Genomic DNA, 23,175 nt, shown 5'->3' with positions numbered 1-23,175 from the left:
CTCATGCCCTCGCTCTATCCCTGGTTACTTGCACTGCACATTATTTTTGTTGTGTGCTGGTTTGCTGGGTTGTTCTACTTACCCCGAATATTCGTCTACTACGCGGCGAGCGAGCACCCGGAGACCCGGGCTCAACTGGCACTAATGTCGCGGAAGCTCTACCGGTTTGTCACCCCCTTTATGGCGCTAACCATCATCTTTGGGCTGAGCTTGATCAGTCTCAATGTGGATTACTATCTTGCTGCCACATGGCTTTGGCTCAAATTGGCAGGCGTGGCTTTTCTGGTGATCTACCACCTCCAATGTGGGCGTTACGTGAAACGCATTAATGCTGACCAAGATCACCACACGCATGTGTTCTACCGATTTTTTAATGAAATCCCTGTACTGTTTTTGTTTGCTATCGTGTTTCTGGTAGTCCTCAAGCCATTCTGACAACATTGCTGCAGGATCCGTCTTCAGTCGCCAAAAGCGTCATAATTTAAACCCTGACAACAACCAATAAGGAACGGCATACAACATGAGCCGATCATCGGAACTTTTTGAACGCGCGAGTCGACACATCCCCGGGGGCGTCAATTCACCTGTGCGCGCTTTTAAAGCGGTAGGTGGCACTCCCGTTTTCATCGACCGTGCAGACGGTGCCTATATCTTTGATTGTGATGGCAAGCGCTATACGGACTATGTGCTGTCTTGGGGCCCGATGATCATGGGACACAATCATCCCGAAGTACGGGAGGCCGTCATTCGCCAGTCAGAAAAAGGCCTGAGCTTCGGTGCACCTACGGAACTAGAAATTGAACTGGCCGACACTATCTGCGACATCATGCCGAACATGGACCTCATACGCATGGTCAACTCAGGCACCGAGGCCACCATGAGCGCAATACGCCTGGCCAGGGGCTATACCGGTCGCGACATTATTGTAAAGTTTGAAGGCTGCTATCACGGCCACTCAGACTCGCTACTCATAAAAGCGGGCTCCGGCGCATTGACTCTGGGGGTACCCAGCTCACCTGGTGTGCCTGCGGCGTTGGCCAATTACACCATGACGCTGACTTACAACGACGTCGACGGTCTCAGGCAGGCCTTTGCCGAGCACGGCGACAAGATAGCCTGCCTTATTGTCGAGCCAGTAACGGGCAATATGAACTGCGTGCTACCCAAGCCAGAATTCCTCAGCGCCATGCGTGAGGTCTGCACCGCCAGCGGCGCAGTATTCATACTTGATGAAGTTATGACCGGCTTTCGGTTTGGGACCCACGGCGCTCAGGGGCATCTGGGCATTGAAGCTGACCTCACCTGTCTAGGAAAGATCGTTGGGGGAGGCATGCCCGTCGGGGCCTTTGGCGGCAAGCGCGAAATCATGGAGCAGATTGCGCCTTTGGGCCCCGTCTATCAGGCGGGCACTTTGTCCGGAAACCCCATCGCCATGGCGGCGGGGCTGGCGACCATGCGCATCATCTCTCAACCGGGCTTTTATGAGCCTCTGTTTACGCGCACCCAGGCTCTGTGCGACGGCCTGCAAGTCGCCGCTGACAAAGCAGGTGTACCTTTTACAACTAATCATGCAGGCACCATGTTCGGAGGGTTCTTTACGGACGCCGAGAGTGTGACCAGCTATGCGGACGTCATGGCCTGTGATACGGACAGCTTCGCCCGATTCTTCCACCATATGTTAAATCTGGGCGTGTATCTGGCTCCCGCATCTTACGAGGCTGGTTTTATGTCCGCTGCGCACACCGATGCAGATATCGAAGAAACCGTTGCCGCCGCCGCATCAGCCTTCGCCGCACTTTAGAGCTTAAGGGAGACAGCCATGCCTTTTGAATCCACCCGCGGTGCCTTTCCGGGCACCCGCATGCGCAGGCTCCGCGCCAGCAATTTTGCCCGACGACTGGTTCGCGAGAACGCCCTATCACCCAACGACCTTATCTATCCGGTGTTTGTTGTCGAGGGTGAGAATCAACGCGAGGCGGTGCCCTCCATGCCCGGCGTCGAACGCCTGAGCATCGATCTACTGGTAGAGCTTGCAGCTGACATGGTGGATCTGGGTATTCCGGCGATCACTCTGTTCCCCGTCGTCCCCATCGAGAAGAAAAGCCTTCTGGCCGAAGAAGCATTCAATACGGACGGCCTCGCTCAGCGTGCAGTACGAGCGCTAAAGCAAGCACAACCGGAGCTGGGCGTTATCACTGATGTAGCGCTGGATCCGTTTACCACTCACGGCCAGGACGGAATCATCGACACACAGGGTTATGTCTTAAATGACAGAACCACAGAAGTACTCATGCAACAGGCGGCGAGCCATGCAGCCGCGGGCGCCGATGTTGTAGCACCTTCGGACATGATGGATGGACGTATTGGCGCAATTCGCGACGTTCTTGAAGACGCCGGACACGTTAATACGCTGATTATGTCTTATGCAGCAAAATACGCCTCCAGTTACTACGGACCCTTTCGTGATGCTGTTGGCTCCGCAGGCAACATCAAAGGCGGCAACAAGTTCAGCTACCAGATGGATCCGGCGAATAGCGACGAAGCTCTCCACGAATGTGCGCTGGATCTTGGGGAGGGTGCCGACATAATCATGGTTAAGCCCGGGATGCCCTATCTGGATATCGTTCGACGAGTGAGCGAAGAACTAAAAGCCCCCACCTTTGCCTATCAGGTGAGTGGCGAGTACGCGATGCATATGGCGGCATTCGAGAACGGTTGGCTGCCCCGCGAGGCGGTGATGCTCGAATCTCTTATGTCCTTCAAGCGCGCCGGTTGCGCGGGCATTCTCACTTACTTTGCGCTGGATGCAGCGCGCGCACTGCAGTAAGGGTCGCGCAGTGGTGCGTAGCGCGCGGGGCGTACTTGCATTGTTGCTCAGTGGCCTATCGGCTGCGCTGCACGCAGAGTGTGCCTGCCTGTGGGAAGGCTCCTTCAGTGATGTCCAACAATCAGCTGACCTGGTGATCGCCGGGCGAATATTGAGCATCAAAGGCAATGCTGTCGACGTTGCCGTAGAGGAGAGTCTGCGCGGACGCACCTATCTAGATAGTGTTCGAGTCTGGATGGAGACTCGCGATTACTGCCGCCCCCCTGCGGAAGATTTTCCGGTGGGCTCGCGCTGGGTACTCGCCCTTAAACGCATTCATGAAGTACCTGGCGATGGCTTTGATCCCTCTACGCCTAGTCAAAGTTTCGGCCGGGTCGATGACTATTACTTGTCCAGCTGCGGTGGATACTGGCTGGACTATAGTGGCGAGGCTGTCACCGGAAATCTCGTCAACGCCCCTCGCTGGGCGCGAAACCCCGACATGACACCGGTACTTATTGATTTGTTGCGGGCCTTTGTGCGCAGCGAAGCATCCAGCGAAGCACTACTGAAGGCCAGTCGCGAAGATCCTGCGCTAACCGACCTTAAGCTCGATACAAAAGCATTTCTTCGCGGTGACGAGGGCGGCGACTAGGGCAGGAACCTCCAAGGCGCTCCGTTTTCTTAGAAGCGACTCCAACGCCGGCGCTCAGGAGACTTCCCCGCCACAACATCCATAAGCTCATCTAGCATACGCAGAGATAAACCCCAGATACGCCTCCCCTCGTAGAAGTAACAGGGCATACGCAGGCGAATACCGTTGCGCACCCAAACCATCTCCTCGCGATTATCTGTATCCAGAAGAAACTCCAGGGGCACCCAAACCACCTCCGCAACTTCGTAATTCGGATGAAAATTCACACTGCGTTTGAGATGAAAAACGTAAGGCGATATCACCAGGCCTCGAAAACGACTGTTAACGGCATTTAACTCCGAGAGTTTGCCAATACAGGGCTCTAGCGTACCGAGATGCAAACCGATTTCTTCCTCTGTTTCTCTGCGCGCCGTGGCCAAGCCATGCTCGTCTTCAGCTTCTGTGCGCCCACCGGGGAATGCCATCTGCCCCGACCAGGGATCTCCCTCGCGTTCTGCCCGGCGAATCATCCACACGCCAAGCTCCCCATCTCGAAGCTGCAATATCAGCGCAACCGCGGCACGCTTCATGATGCCTTTCAACCATTTACGTGAAGGCCGATGACTGGCCAAACCGGATTCGGCCATTTGCAACATGGAGATGGGCACAGAGGTATTTGCCTTGAGGCGCGTAGTTTCGGACACGGGATTAAGCCAGCAGGACATGGCAGCTGCAAGCGTAGGAGGTAAAAACTTCGCTCTGCACGCTGCTTTGCGGACTGATTTACAATGCCGATAACTGTATCTAAGGAATCACCGGTGTCCGAATTACCGCAGACTCGTTTGCTCTCTATAAAACAACTCGCATTCAGTTACCGCGCAAAACCTGCGCTACAAGGTATCAACTGGGACTGGGAGCTGGGCGATCACTGGGCGATTCTCGGTGCCAACGGGGCAGGAAAAACCACATTGGCCACGATCATATCGGGCGAGCAAACACGGTTCGCCGGCAGCTTGGAGCGAAGTGATCAGCTGTGCGCAGGGGGCACTGCTTATGTCTGCTTTGAGCGCGGTCGGCGATTGTACGAGAGAGATCAAAAACTCGATTGCGCGGAATTCGAAAGTAACGCCCGAGATATCGGCACCCGCGTGCGCGACCTGTTGCCGACTCAGGGTTGCTCAGCGCAGGAGTGGGATGACATTGTCAAACTCCTTGATATGCAAAACATACTCGATCGAGGGCTGCGCTACATCAGCACCGGACAGATGCGTAAAGCCCTCCTGGCCAGCGCATTGCTCAGCAAGCCCACACTCCTGATTCTGGACAGTCCCTTGGACGGCTTGGACGTCGCTACGCAACGACGACTCAGTGAAGCGCTCAATAGCATCATGATGCAAACCACCGCGGTTTTGACGCTGTGTCGCAGCCCCGAGGAAATACCCAGCGCATGCACCCGGCTGATGCTGCTCGAACGCGGTCGAATACTCGCTAAAGGCGCGCCTCAAGATGTGCTGAGCAGTCCCGACGGGCAAAGGGCCTTGAAAGCGCCTCCGCTGGAGTTTGCTTTACCGCCAAGCAAAGCGGTATCGCAGACACCCGCGTCTTCGGAACCTACCATCGAGCTTAAAGATGTATCCGTTTCCTTTGGAGAGCTCTGCGTTTTTCGGGACCTTAACTGGCGCATGGACCAGAAACAGCACAGCCTCATTGCCGGGCCTAATGGCTGTGGCAAAAGCACGCTGCTAGACCTACTCACCGGTGACAATCACAAGGCCTACGGACAGGATGTGTCGCTGTTTGGCCAGCGCCGAGGCAGCGGTGAAAGTGTTTGGGAGATCAAAGCGCATTTCGGTCGCGTCGATGCCCGTATGCAGTTCGCTGTTCCCAACGGCAGCAGTGTAGAAGCGGTAGTGCTTTCAGGATTCTTTGACAGTATCGGTCTGCGGGACCGCCCAAGCGACCAGCAGCGCGGGACTGCTCGCCAATGGCTGTCCGCTCTGGGGCTGGCGACGAAACAGAAAACCGAATTCCACACCCTCAGCTTTGGCCTTCAACGCCTGGTACTCCTGGCAAGGGCGATGGTTAAAGATCCCACAGTGCTATTGCTCGATGAAGCAACGCTGAGCTTGGATCCCGGGCACCGAGGTCTGCTGCTGGACGCGGTGGATCACGTCGTAGACGAGGGTCGATGCCAGCTATTGTTCGTGAGTCATACCGCTGGGGAGTTACCTCGTTGTATCAATCAGCTGCTGCAGTTTGAACCGGGCGAGGACGGGTCAAAAGTTCTAGTAAGCGATCGCTAGAGCTCAATAAATTTTCGCAGCTTTGTGCAAGTCGACGAAGAGCAATACAACAAACCTCGCTCTGCATTGGCAGATGCGCGCTCGGGTCTGCCGGCGGCCACATGGCTTCGGGCAAGCTCCAGATATACCTCCGCACGCTGAGGAGCGATGCGCAGCGCACGCTCAAGACGGGCAAAGCTTGCCGACAAATCTCCGCTCTCGCGCAAGGCTCGCGCCTCATCAAGAAGGCTATCAACCGGGCTCACCGCCGGGGAAACGCGGGGGTCAGTGGGGAGCGTAGGCGTCGGCACGCGAGAAGACCCCTGATTAGCTTCCGGTGCTTCGGGCGACACCGGCGTCGGGCCTGAAGCGCAGGCGCCCAAGAACAGCAGAGCCATTGCGAGCACCCCTCCCCGGAGGCAGCTACAGCTCGACTCAAGCATTAATCGCCCCCTCCAAATAATTTTTCGAACCACCCGCGAATGCCGTCTTTTTTAGGCGTGCATCCGGTACTACTCTCAGGCTGAGAACCCACAATGAACGGCAGTAAACGCGCATTCTTACAACCCTCACCGGTTAGTTCACCGCTGACGTCATCCACACGATGCAACTCCACACCGCTAGGCATACGATAACTGAGCGGTCGAGTGGCCGCCTGCGCCATAAAGTCTGACCATACCCGCAAAGCCCCGCTGGACCCAGTAAGCCCTGTAGCATCGTTGTTGTCGCGCCCAATCCAGGTCACCGTGAGCAAGTCTCCCGAGAAGCCCGCAAACCAGGAATCCCGACCATCGTTAGTCGTCCCGGTCTTACCGGCCACATGAAAGTCATCTGCAAGACTCCGATAGACACCCCGCCCTGTGCCCTCACGAACCACCTCTCGCAAAGCGTAATGCAATAGGTGTATCGCTCGGGGGTCAACAGCACGCTCATACTCCGTAATATTGTTGCGGAGAATCTCTCCTTCGCGATTGACGATAGACAAAATGCTCCGCAGAGGAGTCCGCGTGCCATCTACTGCTATGGTCTGATAGACCCGAGCCATCATCAGCGGCGAGTACTCTCCGGCGCCGAGCACCAGCGAAGGTACTTTTGGCATGTCCTGACGAAGGCCCAGACGCTGCAACATGTCGACCACCGCTGGCAACCCGATATCCATACCCAAACGAGCCGTCGCCTGGTTATAAGACTTGGCAAGAGAGCGATGTAGCAGAACATCACCGTGAGATTCACGATCAAAGTTTCTCGGAGCCCACACGTCACCGTTAGGACCGGCCACCCGTAGTGGTGAATCATCCAGAGGAGTCGCTAAGGTATAGCGCTCGGATTGCTCCAGAGCCGCAAGGTAAACCGCCGGTTTCAGTAATGAACCGGCCGGACGCCGGGCATCAAGAGCGCGATTGAAACCCGCTGCCCGGGGCTTACGCCCCCCCACGATCGCCACCACTTCTCCGTTAACGGTGCGCGTCACAACGCTAGCGGTCTGGATATCGCCCGCCGGATTAAGGATATCCATGACCCGGGTAGTGCTGCGCTCAAGCAGGTCTTGAAGGCGAGGGTCAAACGGTGTAAATATTCGCAGACCCGCCGTCGCGTAGTCCTGCTTGCGGTACTGCTCCTTGAGGTGACGACGCACCAAATCCAGATACGCCGGGTAGCTGTCGATACGACGCGCACCTCCCACCGAAAGCGGCATTGCCTGCGCCACAACAGCTTGCTCTTGATTGATCAAGCCCTGCTCAGCCATCACCTGAAGAACCAGATCTCGCCGTTCTCTAGCGCGCTGTGGGTTGCGATTCGGGTTGTACAAACTGGGTCCACGAATCATGCCAACCAGTAGCGCCTGTTGATGCAAACCCAGCTCTTCAAGGGGCGTGTCAAAGTAGTGCAAAGCAGCAAGCGCAAAGCCATGAATTGCCCGAGGGCCATCCTGGCCGAGATACACCTCGTTGAGATAACTCTCGAAAATCTCGGACTTCTCGTAGTGCGCTTCGATCAGTACCGCCATCAAAAGCTCAAGGACTTTACGCCGGATCGTGCGTTCAGAGCTCAGATAATAGTTTTTGACCAACTGCTGAGTAATGGTGCTGCCACCGGCCACCACACGTCCAGAACGCATGTTGCCCACCGCAGCCCGGACGATACCCGTCGGTGAAAACCCCAAATGCGAATAAAAGCTGCGATCTTCAATCGCCAGTAATCCGCCCTGAAGCGTCTCCGGTACCTGGTCAAGGCGCAGCAGAATGCGGTCCTCACCGTGCGCTGGATAAATTCCACCCATTTTGGTGGGCTCCAGACGCAAAATATCCAGCTCGGCCCCGGCACTGCTGAGAGCGTCCAATGCGGTCGCAGAAAACTCCAGGGTGGCCATGCGCGCAGGCTCACGCCCATCAGGAAACACAAAACCTCGACTGTGCAGTCGCATACGAGTTCCGAACACTTCGTACTGACCACGATCACGGACGCGATCTACCCGGCGATAACCCAAACGCTCCAACTCCTGCACCACTGCAGCCTGAGGCAGACGCGCGCCGACGAACAGCTCCAGGGGTCTAGCGTAGACCTGCGCAGGCAATGCGTAGCGCTTACTTTCAAAGGTGTCAGTGATAAGCGCGTTCAGATAGAAGAGCCCGGCCAATACGACACAGGCTAGAACAAGAAGGAGCTTACGCAAAAATTTAAGGGAACTGGCCATCGCCGCGCAGTGTACTTCGAGCTTGGGCCGTCAGCTACTTGCGGCGTCACTTTTCGGCACTGCCCTACACATCGCCGTACAAGATGCGCATAATGCCGCGCATCATTACCAGCGGAATAAAACATGAAGCGTTTCAAGGTGTACGGACTTGGTGCAGCACTCGTAGACACAGAGATTTCCGTGGACGATGCGCTACTGGCAGAACTCGGTGTCGAAAAAGGCTTGATGACGCTTGTTGACGGCAATCGTCGCGGTGCCCTGTTGCGTGCTTTGGACGGACGCCTGGTAGAAGCCCATCACGCCAGTGGTGGCAGTGCAGGCAACTCAGTCATCGCCACAGCCTTATTTGGCGGTGAGTGCTATATGACCTGCTGTGTGGCTGATGATGCCGACGGTCGTATCTATGTATCCGATCTTCGCGATGCGGGCGTCAGCTTTTCACCCCCAGTAAAAACAGATGAACCTACCGGTAAGTGCCTGGTGCTGGTCACCCCTGATGCGGAACGCAGTATGAGCACCTATCTCGGCGCTTCCGAGAGACTGAGCATCGAACAGCTGAATCCCGAGGCCCTAACCAACTCGGAGTACGTCTACATCGAGGGCTACCTCGTGAGCTCAGAAACAGGCCTGGCAGCCGCCGTTCGAGCGCGGGAGATCGCGCAAGACGCGGGAATCCCCGTGGCCCTGAGTTTTTCGGATCCCGGCATGGTGGAATTATTTCCCGATCAATTCCGACAAATCGTGGGCGCTGGCGTCGACCTGGTGTTTGCCAACGAGGCTGAGGCCATGAGCTGGACGGGCACCACGGAGCTTGCGGACGCCATAGAAGCTATGAAAGACACTGCCAAGCGCTTCGTAATCACTTGTGGGGAAGACGGGGCAGTGTGTTTTGATGGCAAGCAATTGCACGAAATATCCGTACATTCGGTAGACGCATTAGACAGCAATGGCGCGGGGGACATGTTTGCAGGCGCCTTCCTGTATGCCATCACCGAGGGGCAAGACTTTCCTACCGCCGGGCGCTTCGCCAGCCTCGCCGCTGGGACAGTTGTATCCCAATGGGGCCCTCGCCTTGCGCCAGAACAGTATGGGACACTAAGGGACAGTTTCTTTGGGAAGAGCTGAGCGCGCAGCAAAGCAGCCCCCGAAAACCGAGTAGTAAGCTCACGAACACGATGAGGAATCGTAGCCATCATGGACAAGCCGCGTATCAAGACCGACCCGCTCTACCAGCTGTTGCGGCAGGAAGACATCAAGGCGTTTAATGAACAGCGCGACACGCTGGATTCCAGCAAACTGCGTAACGGTGACTACCGCGGGCGAGATTTGCGGAACATGAATGCGAAGAATCTAGACTTCTCTAACTCTTACTTTCGTAACGCAGATCTTTCGGGCATCGACTTCCGCTCCACCAATATCCAGGGCGCTAGCCTTCTAGACGCCAAACTATCCGGGGTTTACTTTCCCGAAGAGCTCAGTGCCGAAGAGATTCGCCTATCGCTGGATACCGGTACGCGGCTGCGCTATCGCAAAGACTGAGAACCGCCTTCAGCCTTGGGATAAAAGATCCCGAAGATCGATGATCGCCGCATTGGCGCGACTGATGTAGGACGCCATTACCAAGGAGTGATTTGCCAGAAGGCCAAATCCAGACCCATTGAGAATCAGCGGACTCCAGACCACACCCTGAGTCCCTTCAAGCTCTCTAACGATTTGCCGCAAGCTCACCTGCGCATTTTTGTCCTCCAGAATATCAGCAAAATCCACCTCAGCCGCCTTTAGAAAGTGAATCAAAGCCCAGGCCGCGCCGCGAGATTCATAAAAAACGTCGTCAATCTCTTTCCAGGGCGTTCGCACCTCCAACTCGCTAGGCGCCGCTGTGGACTGGCTTGCGTTGCCATCCCCAGCCAGGTCAGTGTTCAGGCGCCGCTCCGATACGCTCGCCGAGAGTCGCTGTGACAGACTTCCCAGGCGAGTATTCACCATCGCCAACCAATCGCGTAGATTATCGGCTCGAGCATAAAATTGCGCGTTCTGAGCATTGGGGTCCATCAAGCGCTGCAGATAGGATTGCGTTGAACGCATGGCCTTTCGGTATTCGTTTTCTGAGGCGGGAAGCAGCCAACTGTTTGACTGAAAGTTCAATAGTGGCTCGGCAAGAGATAAGTCGCCATCTTCCTTTGACTGCGACTGTGAGCGAGAGAAGAGCTCACGCATGGCCCGCACCAGATCTCGCGATTGGATGAGAGCCCCGTATTCCCAGTTCGGGATATTGTCCAAGTAGACGCCCGGAGGTAATCGATCGTTACGCAGATACCCTCCGGATTTTGACAACATCGAATCTACGACGCCCAGCAGTGCCGATGTTGTAACCGCACCCGTTATCAGGGGCGCTGAGGCCTCACTAGCACCGACGCTAACTGTGTAGCTCCGAGCACGCTCAACAACATCGAATTCCCCGGGAGTGATACTCCAATAAACGCCCAGACCAAGGACAATCAGCGCATATACAGCAAACACGGCCACAGCAATCGACAACCAGCGCCCCTGGGGAAGGTGATCGTCGGCAAAGTTGCGGAAACGCCGGCCCAGATGAGGGGTGTCGGAACCAGCCTTAATATCTTCAGTCATAGAGTTCGCTCCCAGCGCTTAGTGATGATCATGACTGCTACGAGCTTCCGGCGCTGCGCGCTGCACTAGCGCATCCGCACACACCTCACCTTCGCTCGTCTGCAAACAGATGGGCACTGTGTCGCCCTCGACGGGTGTAGTTTCCAATCCCATAAGCATGATGTGCAGGCCACCAGGCTCCATGGCGATGACCTCGCCCGATGCAATGCCCAGGCTGTCGACCGCTTTCATGGACGAGCGCCCACCCTCGAGTCGTGTTTCGTGAAGGCTCGCCATCCCCACCTCGGAGCTGGCCCCGAGAATCGAAACCGTCGTTGCACCAGGGTTATACAGCTCCAAATAAGCCGCCGTCATTCGCTGCCCGGGCGGCATTGCTCGCACCCAAGCGTTCGAAATTTCTGGTATCTCTGCGAGCGCGCTAAGGCTAAGAACAGAAAAAAACGCCACCAGAGGAACTCTGACATCAATCATGAACCAAAACTTCCCGTAAGGAGTAAATACTCACCAGTACTCAGAGATAATCTGAGCCATTCCTAAGTTTAGCAAGATGAGCCTAACAATATGCTTCTAACCTTAGGGTGTTTAACGACAGACAGAGGTGACGAGGAGACAGCCGGCCGAAAGATGCAGCAGCCGTAATCAAAAGACGAGGGCAGGATGCACAGTCGCTACATTTATAGGTGGCGGGCACGGTACACTAGAACGGAATCGGCAAGGCCCTATGTATGACCCAGTTTTCTCTATCAAGCACTACAGCGGCGATTCCCCGGCAATGGCGACTTTTTGTGGGTCTGCTTTTTGTGTTCTGTATGCTTTTATCCCCGGGCACAGCACTTGCGCAATCTACGACCCTCTCAGGTAACGCCTTACCGTCGGTCAACGACCCCCTTAACAATCCGTTCAACGAACCAGCCTTTTTACCGGTAGAAGAAGCCTATCCACTGGCCGTGGAGTCCAGCTCCAGCGACACACTGCGCCTAATATGGCAAATGCCACCCGGCTATTACCTCTACCAGCATGCGTTTCGTTTTGAGATGTCCCATGGGGACAGCTCCTCGAAGCTCACTCCGAAATTTCCGCCGGCACTAGTCCGCGAGGATGAGTTTTTTGGGCGCGTTGAGGTGTATTACGACGGCGTCGAGATTGAACTCCTGGCTCCGGGTCCTATTGCCGGGGGGCAGCTGCGCGTCACCTCCCAAGGCTGCGCGGACGCGGGTCTCTGTTACCCCCCCCGCACACAGAATTTCGCCATTGGCGAAGATGGTGAGATACAGGAAGTCAGCGCGCCCCTGCCAAGTGCGCCGACGAGCTCAGTACTCACAACTAAGCCGGCTCCCGCTCAAGGCCTGCTGTTCATGATGTTGCTGGCCTTCGCCGGCGGCATCATTCTTAACCTCATGCCCTGTGTTCTTCCCATTCTCTCACTGAAAGTGTTGGGATTCGCTGCTGCACCCGCGGACCAACGCCGACACCATGGTTGGCTTTACACCGCCGGAGTGGTACTCAGCTTTATGTTGGTGGCTGTCATTCTTCTGGGCTTACGCGGAGCGGGACAGGCCATTGGCTGGGGGTTCCAACTCCAGTCTCCGGGCTTTGTGATTGGCCTTGCCTATCTGTTCGTCGTCATGGGACTGGCCCTCAGTGGCCTCATAGAGCTGGGCAGTCGATTTATGAACCTTGGCAGTGACCTGGCCCAAAGTGGCGGCTCGGCAGGTAGTTTCTTTACCGGTGTGCTGGCTGTAGTTGTCGCCAGTCCCTGCACCGCACCGTTTATGGGCACTGCCCTGGGCTACGCACTGGTGCAACCGCCAGCACTGGGCCTGAGTGTCTTTGCCGCTCTCGGCGCAGGCATGGCGGCTCCGATGTTGTTGCTGTCATACAGTGAGACTGCCCGAAAGTATTTGCCACGCCCCGGCATATGGATGGAAAGACTCAAGCAGGCACTGGCTTTTCCCTTATATGCCACCGCCATATGGCTTTTCTGGGTCGCTGGGCGCCAAACAAGTGTCGACGTCATGGCCGCCACACTGCTTGGTGCGCTGCTAATTGCTTTGGGGTTCTGGCTGTGGAGAGGTGCATTCCTGGCCAAAACTATCGCATTGGCCTGCCTCGTTTTTGCGGTAGTGCTTGCCGCCTGGCGACCCGCGGACCTGGGTAACAATGACAGAACCCTTCCGTCCGGCACGGTGGCCTACACACCTCAATCACTCAATCAGCTGATCGCCGACGGACAACCCGTGTTCGTCGACGTAACCGCAGACTGGTGTATCACTTGTCTCGCCAACGAACGCGCCGTTCTGCTGACCAATACAGTACAAGAGGCATTTCGCGACGCCGGAGTCACTTACATGATCGCTGACTGGACGGATTACGATCCGATCATCGCCGATTTTGTCACCAGCCATGGTCGAAGCGGCATCCCCCTGTATGTGCTCTACAACGGGTCACAGGCGCCTACGGTGCTACCCCAGCTACTGCGCACCCAAACGGTGCTAGCAGCTCTGGAACGCTTACCCGTCCTCGAGTAGAGACTCCGAGCCGAGCCCAACGGGGCAATACAGCGGCTAAATTCGTCAAAAAGACCTGCATCTTCCTAAAAGTCACCTTATTTCTGGACAAATGAGCGGAATTAAGCAAGACTTCCGCTCAAATAACAGCGTTCGAGCGTCTCATGGCCCGAATTTTAGTCCTGCACGGCCCCAATCTGAATATGCTTGGTAAGCGCGAGCCCGAAATCTACGGCTCAGACACACTCCTGAGCATTGATCAGCACCTCATTGCGCTCGCCAAAGAAGCCGACTTCGAGCTCACCACCTTTCAAAGCAATGCAGAAGTCGAACTGATTGATACTGTTCAACAGGCTCGCAGTGCAGGCACCGAATTCATCATCATCAATCCTGCTGCATTTACGCATACCAGCGTCGCGCTGCGCGATGCCCTGGCAGCCACCCAATTACCGTTTATCGAAGTGCATCTTTCTAATGTGCACGCGCGCGAGCCATTCCGGCATCATTCCTATTTCTCGGATCTCGCTACTGGCGTGATCTGCGGTCTGGGGCCGTTGGGCTATGAAGCCGCCCTCCAGTTCGCGCTGCAACACCTGAACCCAACTTCTACGCATTCTGCCCGAGGCTAAGCCATGGATATTCGCAAGGTTAAAAAATTGATCGAACTACTGGAGGAATCCGGCATCGGCGAGATAGAAATCAAAGAAGGCGAAGAATCCGTGCGCATCAGCCGTGGCATCAGTGGCATACCCGTCCCAGCGCCCAACTATAACTACCCGCCGCCTGCGCCGATTGCGGCAGCGCCGCTGGCAGCTCACCCCTCGGCCCCCGCTGCTGCACCGGCTGAAACTACTGAGAGCGGTCCGGTCACCACCGGCACCATCGTCAAGTCTCCTATGGTGGGTACGTTCTATCGTTCTCCCTCACCCTCGTCACCAAGCTTCGTAGAAGTCGGGAAAACCGTACAGGCGGGTGATGTACTGTGCATCGTCGAAGCGATGAAGATGATGAATCAAATAGAAGCCGAAGTGTCTGGCACTATCGAAGCGGTACTTGCCAATGGCGGCGAACCAGTGGAATTTGATCAACCACTGTTCTCCATCGTTTAAACAGGCGGGTAACCAAAACATGCTGGAAAAAGTGCTTATCGCTAACCGCGGCGAAATTGCGCTGCGAATCCTGCGCGCCTGCAAGGCGCTGGGCATCCAAACTGTCGCCGTCTACTCCAAAGCCGATGCCGACCTCATGCACGTACGCCTGGCTGACGAAGCTATCTGCATAGGACCTGCCGGAGCTGCGCAAAGCTACCTGCACGCACCGGCAATTATCTCCGCCGCCGAGGTGAGTAACGCCGACGCTATCCATCCTGGTTATGGATTCCTTGCAGAGAATGCCGATTTTGCCGAGCAGGTAGAGCAGTCAGGGTTCATTTTTATCGGCCCACGGTCCGAAACCATTCGCCTCATGGGCGACAAGATTTCTGCCAAAGACGCCATGCAAGCGTCGAACGTGCCCACGGTTCCAGGCTCAGACGGCCCACTCCCCGACGATCCCGATGAAATGATCAAGATCGGCCGACAGGTCGGTTACCCGGTAATCATCAAGGCCGCCGCAGGCGGTGGTGGTCGGGGTATGCGTGTGGTTCACAATGAGGCCGCACTGGTGAACTCGGTACAGATAACCAAGAGTGAGGCGCTCGCGGCTTTTGGTTCGGATGTGGTCTACATGGAGAAGTACCTGCAGCGTCCACGCCACGTAGAGATACAGGTGATTGCCGATGGCAATGGCCACGCAATCCATCTCGGCGATCGTGACTGTTCATTGCAACGTCGCCACCAAAAAGTCATCGAAGAAGCTCCCGCACCGGGCATAAGCGACAAAGCCCGAGCCGACGTAGCCGAGGCTTGCGTAAAGGCTTGCAAGGAAATCGGCTATCGCGGAGCAGGGACCTTTGAGTTTCTCTACGAAGACGGAGAATTCTATTTCATCGAGATGAACACCCGGGTACAGGTAGAACATCCGGTAACTGAGTTGATCACCGGTGTTGATATCGTGCGCGAGCAGCTGCGTATTGCCAGCGGCTTGCCTATCTCGGTGGCTCAGGAAGACGTACGTTTTACCGGCCACGCGATTGAATGTCGCATTAATGCTGAAGATCCGCACACGTTTATGCCGTCACCCGGGCGTATCACGACGTTTCATGCTCCAGGAGGTCCTGGCGTACGAGTGGATTCACATATTTATGATGGTTACACCGTCCCACCCTTCTACGACTCACTGATCGCCAAGATCATCAGCTACGGCGAAGACCGGGATCAGGCCATGGCACGTATGCGTCAGGCGCTCGATGAGCTCGTCATCGAAGGTATTCGCACCAATACCCAGCTGCATCGCGAGCTGGTGCGTGACGCGTCCTTTATGGCCGGCGGCGTGAGTATTCATTACCTAGAAAGCAAACTCGAAGTCGGCTGACATCTTATGAGCTGGCTGCAGCTGCGAATCGACTGCGACAAAGCTCAGGCTGAGCCGCTGGAAGACGCGCTGCTAGCAGCGGGCGCGCTTTCCGTCACTCTGGAAGACAGAGAGGACGAACCACTCCTTGAACCTGCGGTAGGGGCCACACCGCTGTGGAAAGCCATTCGTATCACGGGTTTGTTTATGGCTGACGCTGACATGGATCAGGTGCTGGCCTCTTTCAGAGATATCCCCGGCGCCCCTACTGCCCGCGTCGAAATCCTGGAAGACAAAGACTGGGAACGTGAGTGGATGGAGCACTACGGACCCATGCGCTTTGGAGAGCGAGTCTGGATCTGCCCCAGTTGGAAAGAACCACCTGAGCCGAATGCGATCAACTTACTACTAGACCCTGGCTTGGCGTTCGGTACCGGCACCCACCCCACCACGGCAATGTGTATTACCGCTCTGGACGGTATGGCGCTCGATGGCGCAAGGGTGGTCGACTTTGGCTGCGGATCGGGCATTCTCGGCATCGCAGCCTTGCGACTAGGCGCGACACAACTACTGGCGGTAGATAACGACCCTCAAGCCCTCACTGCCACCGCAGACAACGCCGCACGCAATAGCATCGATCCCGACAGTCTGCAGATCACGCCCCCAGGCAACTATGAGCTGAATGACTGGCAAGGCTCCGCAAATCTCGTGCTCGCGAACATTCTGGCCGGTCCACTGGTCGCGCTGTCCCAGGAGCTGTGTGACTTTCTGGCTCCCGGTGGGCAACTGGTGCTCGCCGGGCTTCTCGACACGCAAGCCGAAGAGCTCATCGCACACTATGCACCCCGGCTTGAGCTGTCTGTTCTTGAGCAGCAGGCTGAGTGGGTCTGTCTTGGGGGTCGGCTTCGCTGATTTTGGTTAAAAATTGAGCACTTGTGACCTTAAAGCCTTTTTTGCAACGCTCCGCTAACGTAACATTGCGTGTCCTTTGAACACGCCTTAAAACGGATCCGCAAAAACGCCCCAATGCTCACCATCGGCCCTCATCAGACCGCCAATGCCGTGGCTCTCGCACCTATGGCGGGCGTGACAGACCTACCTTTTCGGCGTCTTTGTGCTCGTTTTGGTACGGGCCTGCTAGTCGGTGAGATGGTGCACTCAGATCCACGGCTTCGAGAGTCGCGAAAGAGCCAACAGCGACTAAGCCACGATCTGGAAATCGACCCCCGCTCGGTTCAAATTGTAGGCAATGACCCGGTCCTTATGGCCCAGGCCGCACGCTATAACGCAAGCTGTGGCGCGCAGATCATCGACATCAACATGGGCTGCCCGGCAAAAAAAGTCTGCCGTAAAGCCGCGGGATCAGCGCTTCTTGCCGACGAGCCTCTGGTCGCATCAATCCTGAGTGCCGTGGTGAATGCCGTTAGCGTTCCAGTCACTCTCAAAATTCGTACCGGCGCAGACCCGGCGCATCGCAACGGCCCGAGTATCGCCCGCATTGCCGAAGACGCCGGCATTGCACTATTAGCCGTTCACGGCCGCACACGCGCCTGCGCCTTTAGCGGCGAAGTTGAGCACGACACAACAGCCCGCATCGTCGAGAGCGTCGACATTCCAGTTCTAGCCAATGGCGACATTCGTAGCGCGGAAGATGTCCACGCCGTGCTCGCGCACACGGGAGCTGCCGGAGTCATGATTGGCCGTGCGGCCCAAGGGGCCCCTTGGCTTCCGGGCATGCTGGCCGATGCCCTCGCCGGAGGGGCGGGTACCGCCCCCGGTTTGGCTGTGCAGTACGCCGTGATGCGTGAGCATTTAAAAGAGCTACATGCCTTTTATGGTGAGTTTTCAGGCTCACGCATCGCTCGCAAACACATCGGCTGGTATCTGGACGGACACCAGGGACTCACCGAAGAAAAATGCTTATTCAATCGACTCAACGAGGCAGCGGATCAAATCCTTTTCCTCGACACGCTCTTTAACCATCTTGACCGACAGGATCTAGCTGCATGAGTAAGGCCGAAGATTTGGCTGAAAACGCCGCAGTAAACAGCGCACTATTTGAACTCACCCAATCCAGTGAGGCAGCTACCGTCGCCTCCTTAAGAGAGGCCGTGGATCTCTTCGTGCGTCGCTATCTGGACGAGATGGACGGAGAAATGAGCACTGACTTTTATGATCTTGTGCTGTCGGAAGTAGAAGCACCGCTTCTTAAAGCCGTGATGGAATACACCCGACAAAATCAGAGTCGTGCATCAACGATGCTCGGACTGAACCGGGGAACCCTACGAAAAAAACTCAAGCAATACGCCATCGATAACCGAGGACCCGCGCTGTGAACACAGACCGCAAGGACAAGGACGACTACCAGGTACGCCGCGCTCTGATCAGCGTTTCGGACAAAACAGGCATCGTGGAATTTGCCACGGCTTTGGCAGCGATGGATGTAGCACTGCTCTCCACGGGCGGCACTTATCGCATGCTTAGCGAAGCCGGACTCACCGTCACAGAGGTCGCCGAGCACACAGGCTTCCCGGAAATGATGGACGGAAGGGTAAAGACGCTTCACCCCAAAATACACGGCGGTATTTTGGGTCGCCGGGGCGAGGACGATGCGGCTATGGCCGAACATGGCATCGACGCCATCGATATGGTGATCGTCAATCTCTACCCCTTCGAGGCAACTGTGGCTGACCCTGACTGCAGCCTGGAAAATGCCATCGAGAATATCGATATTGGCGGACCGGGCATGCTCCGCGCCGCCGCCAAAAATCACGCGTGGGTCAGTTGCGTAACGCGTGCCGAAGATTACCCTCGGGTCCTCTCGGCAATGCGCGACAATCAAGGCTGCGTTCCCGCTGCCATGCGCAGAGATCTGGCCGTGAGAGCTTTCGAGCACACAGCAGCCTACGACGGTGCGATTGCGAATTACCTGGGCGCCAGGCTGGAGGACGAAACAGCCACTCATGGCCGAACACTCAACCTGCAGTTTCACAAAGTGCAGGACCTGCGCTATGGCGAAAACCCCCATCAGGGCGCGGCGTTTTATCGCGAGCGCTCCGTCGAGGGGCCATCGCTTGCCACGTCCACACAGCTGCAAGGAAAAGCCCTGTCCTATAACAACATTGCCGACACCGACGCCGCACTGGACTGTGTTCGTCAGTTTGCCGAGCCTGCCTGTGTGATCATCAAACATGCCAACCCCTGTGGTGTGGCAATCGGCGAGGACCCTTTGAGGGCTTATGAGCGTGCCTACGCCACCGATCCGGAGTCGGCCTTTGGTGGCATCATTGCGTTCAACCGCGAGGTCGACCGAGCTACGGCGCAGCTGATCATCGACCGACAGTTTGTTGAAGTTATTATTGCACCAGCAATCAGTGATGCTGCGTGCAAAGTCTTAGCCGAGAAGAAAAATGTTCGTGTACTGACAACCGGCTCCCTCATGGATCCAATATCTGGATTGGATTACAAACGCGTCGCCGGAGGTCTGCTCGTGCAGGATCGTGACAGCATAGTAATAAACCCGGATGACCTTAGGGTTGTGAGCAAGCGACTGCCTAGTGAAGATCAGGCACGGGATATGCTCTTTGCCTGGAAGGTAGCGAAGTATGTGAAGTCCAATGCCATTGTCTATGCCAGTGATGAGCAAACCGTCGGCGTTGGTGCTGGCCAGATGAGCCGGGTGAATTCAGCCCGCATCGCCGTCATCAAGGCTGAACATGCAGGCTTGGAAGTACTCGGGTCCGTCATGGCGTCGGATGCCTTCTTTCCCTTTCGCGACGGCATTGATAACGCCGCCGCTGCCGGCATCACCGCGGTGATCCAGCCCGGCGGATCTATGCGTGATGAAGAAGTTATCGCCGCTGCCGACGAGCACGACATGGCCATGGTGTTCACCGGAGTTCGACACTTTCGGCATTGATCGTAAAACTCCGCAGTTAACGAGAGCACAGTCACGATGAACGTCATGATTTTAGGAAGCGGGGGCCGGGAGCATGCCCTGGCCTGGAAAATGGCTCAATCGACCCGCGTCAGTCAGGTGTTTGTGGTGCCTGGGAACGCCGGTACTCATCTGGAGCCCGGCGTAGAGAACGTCGCCATTGATCTGTCGGACTTTTCTGCACTGTGTGCATTTGCCAAAGATCAGCAAGTGGGTCTCACCGTTGTAGGGCCTGAGGTGCCATTAGTCGCAGGCGTCGTCGACTACTTTGAAGAACAGGGGCTGCGTTGCTTTGGTCCGCGAGCCGGCGCCGCCCAGCTTGAGGGTTCCAAGGCCTTCAGCAAGGATTTTCTTGCGCGTCACAACATCCCCACGGCAAAGTACGCCACGTTCACCGACGTCGAAGCGGCCCTTGAGTATCTTCGCGAACAGGGCGCACCCATCGTTGTAAAGGCCGACGGGCTAGCCGCAGGGAAAGGCGTGATCGTTGCCGAAACCCTCGCGCAGGCCGAAACAGCTGTCACCGATATGTTGTCGGGGAACGCTTTTGGCGAGGCGGGTTGCCGCGTGGTGATTGAAGAGTTTTTAGACGGAGAGGAAGCCAGCTTTATCGTCATCAGCGACGGCGAGACCGTGTTACCCATGGCCAGCAGCCAGGATCACAAACGCATTGGGGAAGGCGACACCGGACCAAACACTGGCGGCATGGGGGCCTACTCCCCCGCGTCGGTAGTCACCGAGGCTGTGCACCAACGTGTTATGGATGAGGTCATCATGCCCACCGTGCGCGGCATGGCCGCCGAGGGGAACCGCTACGTGGGGTTTCTGTACGCCGGCCTAATGATCAGCGCCGATGGCGTCCCCAAAGTCATTGAATTCAACTGCCGATTTGGCGACCCGGAAACACAGCCCATCATGCTGCGCTTGCGCAGTGAATTGAACATCCTCTGTGACGCCGCCATTGATGGAAGGCTTGACGAAGAAGAGGCTCGCTGGGACATCCGACCCGCCATGGGGGTCGTGCTTGCGGCCGGCGGCTATCCCGGTAGCCACGCTACAGGTTTGGTGATTCAAGGCCTGGACAGTGAGCAGAACGAAGACTGCAAGGTCTTTCACGCGGGCACAGTCCTGGACCCCAACTCTGGCAGCGTATGTACCAGCGGAGGGCGGGTATTATGCGTAACAGCCTTGGGCGAGAACATTACTGAGGCGCAGAGTCGATGCTATCGGGCTGTGGCCAAAATCAGCTGGGACGGCATGACCTTTCGTCGTGACATTGGCTGGCGCGCCATCGAGCGTTATCATCAAGGCTGAATCCCTATTGATAACTGTATTGTGACGCGACGCCTGACACCCCTAGACAAGCTTATCTGCGAGGCCGACACGGTCATGCGCACTCTGAGCGGCCGCGGTAATACTGCAGGTCGCCCATCTCCTGCCCGCGGGCACAGTGAAACAGAACTCGACAATCAGAGCCAAAAACACGTGGCGGCTCTCATGCGTGTCAATCACACCGGCGAAGTCTGCGCCCAGGCGCTGTACCAAGGTCAGGCACTCACCGCCAAGCTGCCGACGGTACGCGAAGAAATGCGCGAGGCCGCGGCCGAAGAAGTGGATCATCTGGTGTGGTGTGAGGAACGACTACGGCAGCTGAATAGTCGCCCAAGCGTTCTCAATCCTGCCTGGTATGGCCTGTCTTTTGCGATGGGAGCGCTTGCCGGAGCCGTGGGCGATGCGGTGAGCCTGGGTTTTGTTGCCGCAACGGAAGAGCGTGTATGCGCCCATCTGAAGGATCATCTGCGTCAACTGCCAGAGGATGATCGTCGCTCACGACTGATATTGCAGCAAATGCTGGAAGACGAAGAACGCCACGGAGCGAACGCGCTGGCCGCCGGGGGGCACGACTTCCCGCGACCGGTAAAGACCGCCATGACCGCTTTGTCGCAAGTCATGACGCGCAGCAGTTACTATGTCTAGCGTTGCTGCGTCTAAAGTTGCTGTGTGCAGAGGTGCTGTGTGTAGAAGTGCTCTGTGTAGAGTTCCCCTGCATAGAGTTGCGACGCCTAAAACTTAGCTCTCATCAAATCAGCGGTGCTTCAAGCGGCCGCGCTATCGATCACCTCATAACTGTGGGTAATTTCCACACCGGCAGCACCCAACATAATTGAAGCCGAGCAGTATTTTCCGGCAGAAAGCTCCACCGCGCGTTTCACCTGACTGTCTTTTAAACCAGCACCACTCACGACAAAGTGCATATTCAGACGGGTAAACACCGCCGGCACAGCATCGGCACGCTCTGCCTGAATCTCTACTCGACAATCCTGCAAGGGCTGACGGGACTTCTTGAGCATACTCACCACGTCAAACATGGCACAACCACCGGTGCCCATCAGTAGCATTTCCATGGGACGCGGACCCAAATCTCGACCGCCCAGATCCTCAGGCCCATCCATAACAACGGAATGTCCCGATCCGGACTCGCCGAGAAACATCGCCCCATCAACCCATTTCACCGTGGTCTGCACAATAGCTTCTCCTTCGACGTAAACAAAAGGCGGGAATGTAGCACAAACGCAAAGAATCCAAAGCAAGGTCGGGATTTGCGTGTCGCGCGTCCCGAGGTAAACTCTGTGCATCAAAATTTGAAGGGTTCGATCATGCTTCGTCCGCAACTTCTACAAGCCATACCCAACGTTGAAGATTTTCTGCGATTTTGCGAAACCCGGGAATATGCGAAAGGCAAAACCATCCTGCGCGAGGGAGAGCAAGGCGACAAGCTGTATCTAATCCTCGACGGCTCTGTGTCCGTGATGGTCGAAGATGAACAAGATGAAGATCATAAGATGGTGGTCAGTTATTTGAACCTTGGCGACTTCTTTGGCGAAATGGGCCTGTTCGGTAAGGCCGACGAAACAAGCAGCGCCGAAGTTGTCACTCGTGAAGCGAGCAAGATCGCAGAAATTTCTTATGAGCGCTTTATCAAAATCAAAACACAATTCCCAGACATCCTGTTTGGCATTGCCGCGCAAATGTCTAATCGCCTGCGAAAAACGACTTCCAAGCTCAAGAACTTAGCCTTTGTCGATGTGTCTGGTCGTATCGCGCACACCCTTATCGATCTATCCAAGCAGCCGGATGCTATGACACATCCCGAAGGCATGCAGATCAAGATTACCCGTCAGGAGTTAGGCAAAATCGCAGGTTGCTCCCGGGAAATGGCCGGGCGAGTCCT

At 56.3% G+C, this 23,175-nt stretch carries 24 protein-coding genes; 18 read left to right on the top strand and 6 right to left on the bottom strand.

Going from position 1 to position 23,175, the window contains the following annotated elements; translation table 11 throughout:
• Positions 1–3: 3 nt before the first annotated feature.
• The 4 genes from ACI9KD_RS10030 to ACI9KD_RS10015 all read left to right on the top strand — a co-directional run bounded on the left by ACI9KD_RS10030 (position 4) and on the right by ACI9KD_RS10015 (position 3,461).
• The gene (locus ACI9KD_RS10030) at positions 4–435 is read left to right on the top strand and encodes a CopD family protein (RefSeq protein ID WP_414981029.1); all 432 of its coding nucleotides are present in this window, start codon (positions 4–6) and stop codon (positions 433–435) included.
• 85 nt (positions 436–520) lie between these two features.
• Positions 521–1,801: a glutamate-1-semialdehyde 2,1-aminomutase gene (gene hemL / locus ACI9KD_RS10025; protein WP_414981028.1), complete on the top strand. Its 1,281-nt coding sequence runs from the start codon at positions 521–523 to the stop codon at positions 1,799–1,801.
• An 18-nt stretch (positions 1,802–1,819) separates the two neighbouring features.
• Positions 1,820–2,827 (top strand): porphobilinogen synthase, encoded by a 1,008-nt coding sequence (hemB, locus tag ACI9KD_RS10020; RefSeq protein WP_414981027.1) that lies wholly within the window; start codon positions 1,820–1,822, stop codon positions 2,825–2,827.
• A gap of 10 nt (positions 2,828–2,837) precedes the next feature.
• On the top strand, positions 2,838–3,461 hold the full coding sequence (locus tag ACI9KD_RS10015; protein WP_414981026.1) for a delta-aminolevulinic acid dehydratase: 624 nt from the start codon (positions 2,838–2,840) through the stop codon (positions 3,459–3,461).
• A 29-nt stretch (positions 3,462–3,490) separates the two neighbouring features.
• On the opposite strand, the gene ACI9KD_RS10010 is transcribed toward ACI9KD_RS10015, so the two are convergent.
• Positions 3,491–4,144, bottom strand: coding sequence for an NUDIX hydrolase (locus tag ACI9KD_RS10010; protein WP_414981025.1), 654 nt, complete (start codon positions 4,142–4,144; stop codon positions 3,491–3,493).
• A 114-nt stretch (positions 4,145–4,258) separates the two neighbouring features.
• On the opposite strand from ACI9KD_RS10010, the gene ACI9KD_RS10005 reads away from it, so the two are divergent.
• Positions 4,259–5,743: an ATP-binding cassette domain-containing protein gene (locus tag ACI9KD_RS10005; RefSeq protein ID WP_414981024.1), complete on the top strand. Its 1,485-nt coding sequence runs from the start codon at positions 4,259–4,261 to the stop codon at positions 5,741–5,743.
• Here ACI9KD_RS10005 and ACI9KD_RS10000 read toward each other — a convergent pair.
• A complete protein-coding gene (locus ACI9KD_RS10000) occupies positions 5,740–6,120 on the bottom strand; it encodes a tetratricopeptide repeat protein (RefSeq protein WP_414981023.1) in 381 nt (126 codons plus the stop codon). The two genes, ACI9KD_RS10005 and ACI9KD_RS10000, sit on opposite strands and share 4 nt — an antisense overlap.
• Positions 6,121–6,164: 44 nt before the next feature.
• Entirely contained in the window at positions 6,165–8,417 is a 2,253-nt protein-coding gene (gene mrcB, locus ACI9KD_RS09995) for a penicillin-binding protein 1B (RefSeq protein ID WP_414981022.1), read from the bottom strand.
• 123 nt (positions 8,418–8,540) lie between these two features.
• Between mrcB and ACI9KD_RS09990 the strand changes: the two genes are divergently transcribed.
• Positions 8,541–9,542, top strand: coding sequence for an adenosine kinase (locus ACI9KD_RS09990; RefSeq protein ID WP_414981021.1), 1,002 nt, complete (start codon positions 8,541–8,543; stop codon positions 9,540–9,542).
• A 69-nt stretch (positions 9,543–9,611) separates the two neighbouring features.
• Positions 9,612–9,956, top strand: a complete 345-nt coding sequence (locus tag ACI9KD_RS09985) for a pentapeptide repeat-containing protein (protein WP_414981020.1) — start codon at positions 9,612–9,614, stop codon at positions 9,954–9,956.
• Between the two features lie 9 nt (positions 9,957–9,965).
• Here ACI9KD_RS09985 and ACI9KD_RS09980 read toward each other — a convergent pair whose 3' ends face one another.
• Together ACI9KD_RS09980 and ACI9KD_RS09975 are read right to left on the bottom strand one after the other, a co-directional pair.
• Positions 9,966–11,048 carry a DUF2333 family protein gene (locus ACI9KD_RS09980; RefSeq protein WP_414981019.1) on the bottom strand — a complete coding sequence of 361 codons (1,083 nt, stop codon included), beginning with the start codon at positions 11,046–11,048 and terminating at the stop codon, positions 9,966–9,968.
• A gap of 18 nt (positions 11,049–11,066) precedes the next feature.
• Positions 11,067–11,519 (bottom strand): copper chaperone PCu(A)C, encoded by a 453-nt coding sequence (locus ACI9KD_RS09975; RefSeq protein WP_414981018.1) that lies wholly within the window; start codon positions 11,517–11,519, stop codon positions 11,067–11,069.
• 254 nt (positions 11,520–11,773) lie between these two features.
• On the opposite strand from ACI9KD_RS09975, the gene ACI9KD_RS09970 reads away from it, so the two are divergent.
• The 10 genes from ACI9KD_RS09970 (at position 11,774) to coq7 (ending at position 21,920) form a co-directional block, all read left to right on the top strand.
• Positions 11,774–13,576, top strand: a complete 1,803-nt coding sequence (locus tag ACI9KD_RS09970) for a protein-disulfide reductase DsbD family protein (protein ID WP_414981017.1) — start codon at positions 11,774–11,776, stop codon at positions 13,574–13,576.
• A 143-nt stretch (positions 13,577–13,719) separates the two neighbouring features.
• The gene (aroQ, locus tag ACI9KD_RS09965) at positions 13,720–14,184 is read left to right on the top strand and encodes a type II 3-dehydroquinate dehydratase (protein ID WP_414981016.1); all 465 of its coding nucleotides are present in this window, start codon (positions 13,720–13,722) and stop codon (positions 14,182–14,184) included.
• Between the two features lie 3 nt (positions 14,185–14,187).
• Positions 14,188–14,664, top strand: coding sequence for an acetyl-CoA carboxylase biotin carboxyl carrier protein (gene accB, locus ACI9KD_RS09960; RefSeq protein WP_414981015.1), 477 nt, complete (start codon positions 14,188–14,190; stop codon positions 14,662–14,664).
• A 19-nt stretch (positions 14,665–14,683) separates the two neighbouring features.
• Positions 14,684–16,027 carry an acetyl-CoA carboxylase biotin carboxylase subunit gene (accC, locus tag ACI9KD_RS09955; RefSeq protein ID WP_414981014.1) on the top strand — a complete coding sequence of 448 codons (1,344 nt, stop codon included), beginning with the start codon at positions 14,684–14,686 and terminating at the stop codon, positions 16,025–16,027.
• A gap of 6 nt (positions 16,028–16,033) precedes the next feature.
• Positions 16,034–16,918, top strand: a complete 885-nt coding sequence (prmA, locus tag ACI9KD_RS09950; protein WP_414981013.1) for a 50S ribosomal protein L11 methyltransferase — start codon at positions 16,034–16,036, stop codon at positions 16,916–16,918.
• A 114-nt stretch (positions 16,919–17,032) separates the two neighbouring features.
• Positions 17,033–18,016, top strand: coding sequence for a tRNA dihydrouridine synthase DusB (gene dusB / locus ACI9KD_RS09945; RefSeq protein ID WP_414981036.1), 984 nt, complete (start codon positions 17,033–17,035; stop codon positions 18,014–18,016).
• Positions 18,013–18,342 carry a DNA-binding transcriptional regulator Fis gene (fis, locus tag ACI9KD_RS09940; RefSeq protein WP_414981012.1) on the top strand — a complete coding sequence of 110 codons (330 nt, stop codon included), beginning with the start codon at positions 18,013–18,015 and terminating at the stop codon, positions 18,340–18,342. Before dusB ends, fis begins: the two co-directional genes overlap by 4 nt.
• Positions 18,339–19,925 (top strand): bifunctional phosphoribosylaminoimidazolecarboxamide formyltransferase/IMP cyclohydrolase, encoded by a 1,587-nt coding sequence (purH, locus tag ACI9KD_RS09935; protein WP_414981011.1) that lies wholly within the window; start codon positions 18,339–18,341, stop codon positions 19,923–19,925. Before fis ends, purH begins: the two co-directional genes overlap by 4 nt.
• 36 nt (positions 19,926–19,961) lie before the next feature.
• Entirely contained in the window at positions 19,962–21,257 is a 1,296-nt protein-coding gene (purD, locus tag ACI9KD_RS09930; protein ID WP_414981010.1) for a phosphoribosylamine--glycine ligase, read from the top strand.
• 21 nt (positions 21,258–21,278) lie between these two features.
• Entirely contained in the window at positions 21,279–21,920 is a 642-nt protein-coding gene (gene coq7 / locus ACI9KD_RS09925) for a 2-polyprenyl-3-methyl-6-methoxy-1,4-benzoquinone monooxygenase (protein ID WP_414981009.1), read from the top strand.
• 119 nt (positions 21,921–22,039) lie between these two features.
• On the opposite strand, the gene ACI9KD_RS09920 is transcribed toward coq7, so the two are convergent.
• Positions 22,040–22,468 carry an OsmC family protein gene (locus ACI9KD_RS09920; RefSeq protein WP_414981008.1) on the bottom strand — a complete coding sequence of 143 codons (429 nt, stop codon included), beginning with the start codon at positions 22,466–22,468 and terminating at the stop codon, positions 22,040–22,042.
• Positions 22,469–22,600: 132 nt separating this feature from the next.
• Here ACI9KD_RS09920 and ACI9KD_RS09915 point away from each other — a divergent pair.
• Positions 22,601–23,175: cyclic nucleotide-binding domain-containing protein (locus ACI9KD_RS09915; protein ID WP_414981007.1), on the top strand; the 575-nt coding region annotated here is incomplete at its 3' end.

The sequence above is a fragment of the Congregibacter sp. genome, assembly GCF_047617445.1.
In the GTDB taxonomy this organism is placed as follows: Bacteria; Pseudomonadota; Gammaproteobacteria; order Pseudomonadales; family Halieaceae; genus Congregibacter.
This window is presented reverse-complemented; position numbering and strand designations above follow the sequence as displayed.

What these genes read in the sequence shown, in the direction of transcription:
- ACI9KD_RS10030 (WP_414981029.1), top strand. Translation starts at nt 4, where the DNA reads ATGCCCTCGCTCTATCCCTGGTTACTTGCACTGCACATTATTTTTGTT.
- hemL (WP_414981028.1), top strand. Translation starts at nt 521, where the DNA reads ATGAGCCGATCATCGGAACTTTTTGAACGCGCGAGTCGACACATCCCC.
- hemB (WP_414981027.1), top strand. Translation starts at nt 1,820, where the DNA reads ATGCCTTTTGAATCCACCCGCGGTGCCTTTCCGGGCACCCGCATGCGC.
- ACI9KD_RS10000 (WP_414981023.1), bottom strand. Translation starts at nt 6,120, where the DNA reads ATGGCTCTGCTGTTCTTGGGCGCCTGCGCTTCAGGCCCGACGCCGGTG.
- mrcB (WP_414981022.1), bottom strand. Translation starts at nt 8,417, where the DNA reads ATGGCCAGTTCCCTTAAATTTTTGCGTAAGCTCCTTCTTGTTCTAGCC.
- ACI9KD_RS09990 (WP_414981021.1), top strand. Translation starts at nt 8,541, where the DNA reads ATGAAGCGTTTCAAGGTGTACGGACTTGGTGCAGCACTCGTAGACACA.
- ACI9KD_RS09985 (WP_414981020.1), top strand. Translation starts at nt 9,612, where the DNA reads ATGGACAAGCCGCGTATCAAGACCGACCCGCTCTACCAGCTGTTGCGG.
- ACI9KD_RS09980 (WP_414981019.1), bottom strand. Translation starts at nt 11,048, where the DNA reads ATGACTGAAGATATTAAGGCTGGTTCCGACACCCCTCATCTGGGCCGG.
- ACI9KD_RS09975 (WP_414981018.1), bottom strand. Translation starts at nt 11,519, where the DNA reads ATGATTGATGTCAGAGTTCCTCTGGTGGCGTTTTTTTCTGTTCTTAGC.
- ACI9KD_RS09970 (WP_414981017.1), top strand. Translation starts at nt 11,774, where the DNA reads ATGACCCAGTTTTCTCTATCAAGCACTACAGCGGCGATTCCCCGGCAA.
- aroQ (WP_414981016.1), top strand. Translation starts at nt 13,720, where the DNA reads ATGGCCCGAATTTTAGTCCTGCACGGCCCCAATCTGAATATGCTTGGT.
- accB (WP_414981015.1), top strand. Translation starts at nt 14,188, where the DNA reads ATGGATATTCGCAAGGTTAAAAAATTGATCGAACTACTGGAGGAATCC.
- accC (WP_414981014.1), top strand. Translation starts at nt 14,684, where the DNA reads ATGCTGGAAAAAGTGCTTATCGCTAACCGCGGCGAAATTGCGCTGCGA.
- prmA (WP_414981013.1), top strand. Translation starts at nt 16,034, where the DNA reads ATGAGCTGGCTGCAGCTGCGAATCGACTGCGACAAAGCTCAGGCTGAG.
- dusB (WP_414981036.1), top strand. Translation starts at nt 17,033, where the DNA reads ATGCTCACCATCGGCCCTCATCAGACCGCCAATGCCGTGGCTCTCGCA.
- fis (WP_414981012.1), top strand. Translation starts at nt 18,013, where the DNA reads ATGAGTAAGGCCGAAGATTTGGCTGAAAACGCCGCAGTAAACAGCGCA.
- purD (WP_414981010.1), top strand. Translation starts at nt 19,962, where the DNA reads ATGAACGTCATGATTTTAGGAAGCGGGGGCCGGGAGCATGCCCTGGCC.